4 protein-coding genes are annotated in these 5,883 nt (G+C 66.0%); 1 reads left to right on the top strand and 3 read right to left on the bottom strand.

Annotated features, from left to right (window positions below):
* The 3 genes from QAT43_RS13765 to QAT43_RS13755 form a co-directional block, all read right to left on the bottom strand.
* A partial coding sequence (locus tag QAT43_RS13765; protein ID WP_442900270.1) for a protein-glutamate methylesterase/protein-glutamine glutaminase occupies positions 1-1,058 on the bottom strand: 1,058 nt, incomplete at its 3' end.
* A gap of 5 nt (positions 1,059-1,063) precedes the next feature.
* Positions 1,064-1,945, bottom strand: a complete 882-nt coding sequence (locus QAT43_RS13760; RefSeq protein ID WP_305043660.1) for a CheR family methyltransferase — start codon at positions 1,943-1,945, stop codon at positions 1,064-1,066.
* Between the two features lie 8 nt (positions 1,946-1,953).
* Positions 1,954-4,392, bottom strand: a complete 2,439-nt coding sequence (locus QAT43_RS13755) for a chemotaxis protein CheA (protein ID WP_305043659.1) — start codon at positions 4,390-4,392, stop codon at positions 1,954-1,956.
* A 282-nt stretch (positions 4,393-4,674) separates the two neighbouring features.
* Here QAT43_RS13755 and QAT43_RS13750 point away from each other — a divergent pair.
* Positions 4,675-5,883: hypothetical protein (locus tag QAT43_RS13750; RefSeq protein WP_305043658.1), on the top strand; the 1,209-nt coding region annotated here is incomplete at its 3' end.

The raw sequence follows: 5,883 nt of genomic DNA, 5'->3' as shown, positions 1-5,883 counted from the left end.
TTCTCGCTCAGCAGGCGCAGCAGGGTCGGGGCGATGTCGTCGATGGGCACCAGTTTCTCGGCGCCGCCGCGCTCGAAGGCCACCTTGGGCATGCCGAACACCACGCAGCTCGCCTCGTCCTGGGCGATGCAGCGCGCGCCCGCCTGGCGCATGGCCGCCATGCCGTCGGCGCCGTCGGCGCCCATGCCGGTGAGCATGGCGGCCACGGCGTTGGCGCCCACGTGCTTGGCCACCGAGTGCATCATGACATCGACGGAGGGGCAATGGCCGCTGACCTTCTCCCCGGGTTCGCAGGTCACCTGATAGACGCCGCCCGAGCGGATCACGCGCATCTGCTTTTCGCCCGGCGCCACCAGGATGCGGCCGGGCATGACGCGGTCGCCGCTCGCCGCTTCCTTGACCTCCATGGGGCAGAGCTGATTGAGGCGCTCGGCGAACATCTTGGTGAAGCCCGCCGGCATGTGCTGGACGATGACCACGCCGGGGCTGGTGCCGGGAAAGCGGGTGATGACCTTCTTGATCGCTTCGGTGCCGCCCGTGGAGGCGCCGATGGCGATGACCTTGTCGGTGGATTCGGCCAGGGCCACGGGGGCTGCCAGGGGCGGGCGCGGCGGCGGGGCGCTCGCCGTGCGCTGCGCCTTCCAGTGGGAGACGTTGGCGGTGGAGGCGATCTTCACCTTGACGCGCAGTTCGAGCATCATCGCCTGTAGGCCGCGGGCGACGTCGGAGGTCGGCTTGGCGACGAAGTCCACCGCTCCGGCCTCCAGGGCGTCGATGGTGATCTGCTTGCCCTTCTGCGTCAGCGAGCTGACCATGACCACCGGCATGGGGTGCTGGGGCATGAGGCGGCGCAGGAATTCCACGCCGTCCATGCGCGGCATCTCCACATCGAGAGTCAGCACGTCGGGGTTGAGCTGCATGATTCGGTCGCGCGCCTGGTAGGGGTCGGCGGCTGACCCCACCACCTCGATGCCGGGGTCGGCGGCCAGGCCCTGGGTGAGGATCTGGCGCACCAGCGCCGAATCATCCACCACCAGCACGCGGACTTTTTTCTGCATCATGGTCAGGCTCCCTTCTGGAATACGGCGGGCATCAGGTAGCGATACAGGGAATGACTACGCCCCAGGGTCTCCGAGTGGCCGATGAACAGATAGCCGCCGGGCACGGTGAGCTGATGGAACTTGCCCACCAGGGCCTCGCGGGTCGGTTGGTCGAAGTAAATCATCACATTGCGGCAGAAGATGATATGGAAGGGTTTCTTGAAGGGAAACCGCTCGTTCATCAGGTTGAAGCGGCGAAAGGTCACTTCCTTGCGCACGCTCTCCACCACCTGGCTGCTGCCGTCGGGCAGGCGCCGGAAATATTTGCGTTGCAGCGCCTCGGGCAGTTGCAGGACCCGCTCCTGGGGATAGATGCCTTCGCGCGCGATGGCGAGCACCCGCTCGGAGATGTCCGTGGCGAGCAGCCCCGCGTCCCAGCGCGCGTAGTCGCCGCCGAAGTAGTCCATCATGAGCATCTGCAGGGTGTAGGCTTCCTCGCCCGAGGAACAGCCCGCGCACCAGATGCGCAGATCGCGGCTGTTGTGGCGCTTGAGGGCCTCCGCCATGGCGGGTAGGGCGGTCTGCTGAAAATAGTCGAAGTGTGCCTTTTCCCGGTTGAAATAGGTGTGGTTGGTGGAGATGCGGTTGATCAGCTCCGAGAGAGCGCTTTCGCTCTTGTCGTTGACCAGGTGCTCGTAATAGGCGCCGAAGCTGGCGAAGCCGGTGCTGCGCAGCAGCTTTTGCAGCCGCCCCACCACCAGGGATTTCTTCTGGTCGGTGAGGTTGATGCCGAAGCGGGCCTTGATCAGACGGCGCAGCTGCTCGAACTCCGCGTCGCTGATGGACATGAGGGCGCCGGCGCCAGCTTCCGCTAGCCGTGCCGTGTCGAGGCGCAGATCGTTCATCGGTTCAATCAACTGCTCGCCAGGCTTTCGCCCTGGCTGATCTCCATGAGGCTGCCCACGTCGAGAATCAGGCACACCTCGCCGTTGCCGAGGATGGTGCAGCCCGAGACCGCGCGCACCGAGCCGATGTAGTCCGAAAGGCCCTTGATGACCGTCTGCTGCTGGCCGAGGATTTCGTCGACCAGCAGGCAGATGCTGGCGTCCTGATTCTCCAGCACGATGAGGATGCCGTCCTCGACCTGAAAGGAATCGGGTTCCTTGCGCAGGATCTCATGCAGGCGCACCATGGGCAGGAAACGCTCGCGCACCCGTACCAGGTGATCGCCGTCGGGGGTGTGGGTGAGGGCGTCGGCAGAAGGGCGAAAGGCCTCGCGGATCGCCAGGGTCGGCACGATGGCCTTGGTCTGGCCGACGCGCACCAGCATGCCGTCGATGATCGCCAGGGTCAGGGGGATGCGCAGGTTGATGCGCGTGCCCTCGCCCTTGCGGCTGTGCACCTCGACCCGGCCCTTGATCTTGTCGAGATTCTGACGCACCACGTCCATGCCCACGCCACGTCCCGAGATGTCGGTGATCTTCTCGGCGGTGGAAAAGCCCGGCGCGAAGATCAGGTTGTACACCGCGCGATCCGACATATCCGAGCCGTCGCCCTCGATCATGCCCTTGCTGATGGCCTTGGCGAGCAGCTTGTCGCGGTCGAGGCCGCGGCCGTCGTCCTCGATGGTGATCCACACCTCGCCTTCCTCGTGGCAGGCCGAGAGCTTGACCACGCCTTTTTCCGGCTTGCCCGCCTTGAGTCGCTCGGCGGGCGGCTCGACGCCGTGGTCGCAGGAATTGCGCAGGATATGCACCAGGGGATCGGTGATGGTCTCGATGACCGTCTTGTCCATCTCCGTCTCCTCGCCGGAGAGGCGCAGCTCGACTTTCTTGCCGGCCTTGGCGCTGATGTCGTGGACCAGGCGGATCATGCGACGGAACAGGCCGGACACCGGGATCATGCGGATGACCATGGCGGTTTCCTGCAGCTCGCGCACCAGCTTGCTCATGTGCTGGCCGGCCTTGTGGAAGTTCTCCAGTTCCAGGCCGTCGAGGTCGGGATTGCGCACCAGCATGTTTTCGGCGATGACGATCTCGCCGATGAGGTTGATGAGGTTGTCGAGCTTCTCCAGGTCGACGCGGATGTCCTGGCGCTTGAGGGGGGCCTGGCCGGCGGCGGCCGCGGGCGTCGCCGCGGGCTTGGCTTCGGCCGGAGCCGTCTTGCCGCCGGGCGCGGTGCGCGCGGGTGCGGTTGCCGGAATTGCCGGCGGGCTTGCCTCCGCGACGGCCTGGGCGGTCGGCGGGGGTTCGGGTTCAGCGGCGGTCTCGCCGATTTCGCCGCTCAGGATGCCCTGGAGCTGGGCGAGGTAGCCCGGCAGGTTGGCGATGCGTCCGCTGCCGCCGCGGGAAAGATCCGCGAGGGCCTCGCGCAGCACGTCGATGAGGCCGAGCATGACCTCGCCGGGGCGCAGGCCGAAATTTTGTCCCGATTTGACCGCATCGAGCACGGTTTCCATCTGGTGGGACAGCCGCTCCATGTCCGCCACGCCGAAAAAGCCGCAGTTGCCCTTGAAGCTGTGCACGCTGCGGAACAGATTGGCGATGATCCGCGGATCGGCGGCAATCTCCTCCCACCTGAGCAGATCCTGCTCGGCGCTCTGCAGCAGCTCGTCGCCTTCCTGCACGAACTTTTCCAGCATCTCCGGGGTGATGGCCAGCTCGAATACGGGTTCCTCGGGCGTCTCCACGACGGGCGGCGCATCCGCCGCGACAGGTTCCGCCGCCGGGCTGGACGCCTGCGACGGGCCATCCACGCCGCTCGCCAGCTCCCGCGCTTCGGCAATGGCTTCGTCGAGACGCGCGGCGATCTCCGCGGCGGCCTCGGCCATGCCCTGGTCGTTGAGGTTTTCCTCCACCTGGTCGAGGGCTTCCTTGGCGAAGTCGCAGCTCGCGCACAGCAGGCCCACATGGGCGGTCTGCATGCGGATGCCGCCGTTGCGGATCAGATCGAGAAGGTTTTCCGCCGTGTGGGCGACGCGGGTGATGTGGTCGAGCTCCAGAAACCCGGCGCTGCCCTTCATGGAGTGAAACAGGCGAAAGATGGCGTTCATGGTCTTGCCGTCGCCGTTGATGAGCTGAAACACCCGGCAGTTGAGGCAGTCCTGCTTGGACTCGGTGTAGATGCAGCGGCCGTTGCCGGCGCCCATGTGGCCCATCTCCAGCCAGCAGGGGAAATCCTGATGGCGGCCGTGGCGCGGGCAGGCGGTTTCCGGGCAGTGGAGGGTATCCCAGCATTGCACGTCGTGGACGCTCTGGCCCAGCTCGATGATGGTCGGTTCGAGCTGGTCGATCATGTCACGGCTTTCCTGGACGAATTCCTGGATGATTTCAATCTGGTCGTCGCTCACCATGCTGTTCCTGTCCCTTGAAGGTTCTGGCGGGAGATGGCTCAATGCGCCCGCAGGGTTTCTAGATTATATAATTGTTTTGTAATTAGCAATACCTAATTTTAAAAAAAACAAACCTGGTTGTGCTGGTCCTAGCAGAATCCGCGCCAAGTTTTGGGGGGAGCTTTATAGGTCGCATGGGTCCTATGGGACCCATGAAACTCCCTGAAGGCGCGGCGTCAAAAAGCCGACCAGGTTTCGCTGGCACGAATTTCGCTTTTCTGAGCCTCTGCGGAGGTGTGCAGATTGGCTAATTCAAACTTTTTACGCAGGGTCTGGTGGTTCGGCTGCTGCTGGCTGCTGGCCGCGACGGCGGCCTGGGGCCAAGCGCCCGGCGCCCTGGTGACGAGCCTCGCCAAGGAAGAGGCGCCGGGGATGGTGCGTCTGATTTTTGACGTGTCAACGCCGGTGTCCCCCCAGGTGGCGGTGTCGGGTCAGCGGGTTGACCTGACCCTGGACGGCGCGGCCCTGGGCTCCAGTGTGCGCCATCCCCAGGAAGATGCCGACCTGATTCGCGTCCTGTTCATCAATCGGCGCGGCAGCCTGGTGGCCTCGGTCCTGTTCCGCCGTCCCCCGCTGCGTGCCGAGGCCGATTATGACCGCCAGCGCGGCCAGGTGGTGCTGCGGGTGTTTTGGGAAGAGGCCCAGGGCAGCGGACGGCTGGCGATCATGCCGCGCGCCGGCGGCACGGTGCGCGCTCAGGCTGATGGCCTGTCGAGCCTGCGCACGCGCCGCTCGGCCTACGCCGACGACTGGCGGCGTTTTTTCGCCGAATACGAGACGCCGCTGCGCTTCGAATTGCTGCCGCGTTTCTCCCTGCCGCCCTTGGAGCCGCTGTCCCTGCCGCCGGCCGGCGGCAACGACGAAGTTTCCCAGCGCCTGCTCGACGCCCGCACGGCGGGACAGCGCGGCGACTGGACCAAGGCGCTTGCCGGGCTTCAGGCCCTGCTGCCGGTGCCGCTGAGCGGCGCGCAACGCGAGGCGTTTCTCGTGCTGCATGGCGAAGCGCTGCTGCGCACCGGGGCCCTGGCGACGGCGCGCGATCACCTGCGCGATTTCGTCGAGCGTCATCCGGGCGTTGCACTTGAGCCACGGGCCCGCTACCTCTGCGCTTATGCCCAGGCCGTGACCGGCGATCCCTACGGCGCGGCGTTCCAGCTGAGCCAGGCGCGCCTGGCCCTGGCGCCGGGCGATCTCCTCTTGTCCAACCTCGAACTGCTCGACGCGGAAATCCAGCTTGCCCTGGGGCGCGATGCCCAGGCCCTCAAGCTCCTCGACGAGCTGGCCCTGCCGGGGGCGACGGATGATTTGCGGCAACTCGGCCGCGCCAATGCCCTGGTCGGCCTGGGTCGCTTCGCCGAGGCCCTGGCGCTCTACGAGGAACTCGAAGGGCGCTACGGCGAGCTGCGCGATGCCTTTGCCGTCGAGCGTCTGGCGCGGGCGCTCTATGCCGAG

Source organism: Geoalkalibacter sp., assembly GCF_030604225.1.
GTDB lineage: Bacteria > Desulfobacterota > Desulfuromonadia > Desulfuromonadales > Geoalkalibacteraceae > Geoalkalibacter.
Note: the sequence above shows the minus strand (reverse complement) of the source record. Positions and strands in the feature narration are given on the sequence as shown.

What these genes read in the sequence shown, in the direction of transcription:
- QAT43_RS13760 (WP_305043660.1), bottom strand. Translation starts at nt 1,945, where the DNA reads ATGAACGATCTGCGCCTCGACACGGCACGGCTAGCGGAAGCTGGCGCC.
- QAT43_RS13755 (WP_305043659.1), bottom strand. Translation starts at nt 4,392, where the DNA reads ATGGTGAGCGACGACCAGATTGAAATCATCCAGGAATTCGTCCAGGAA.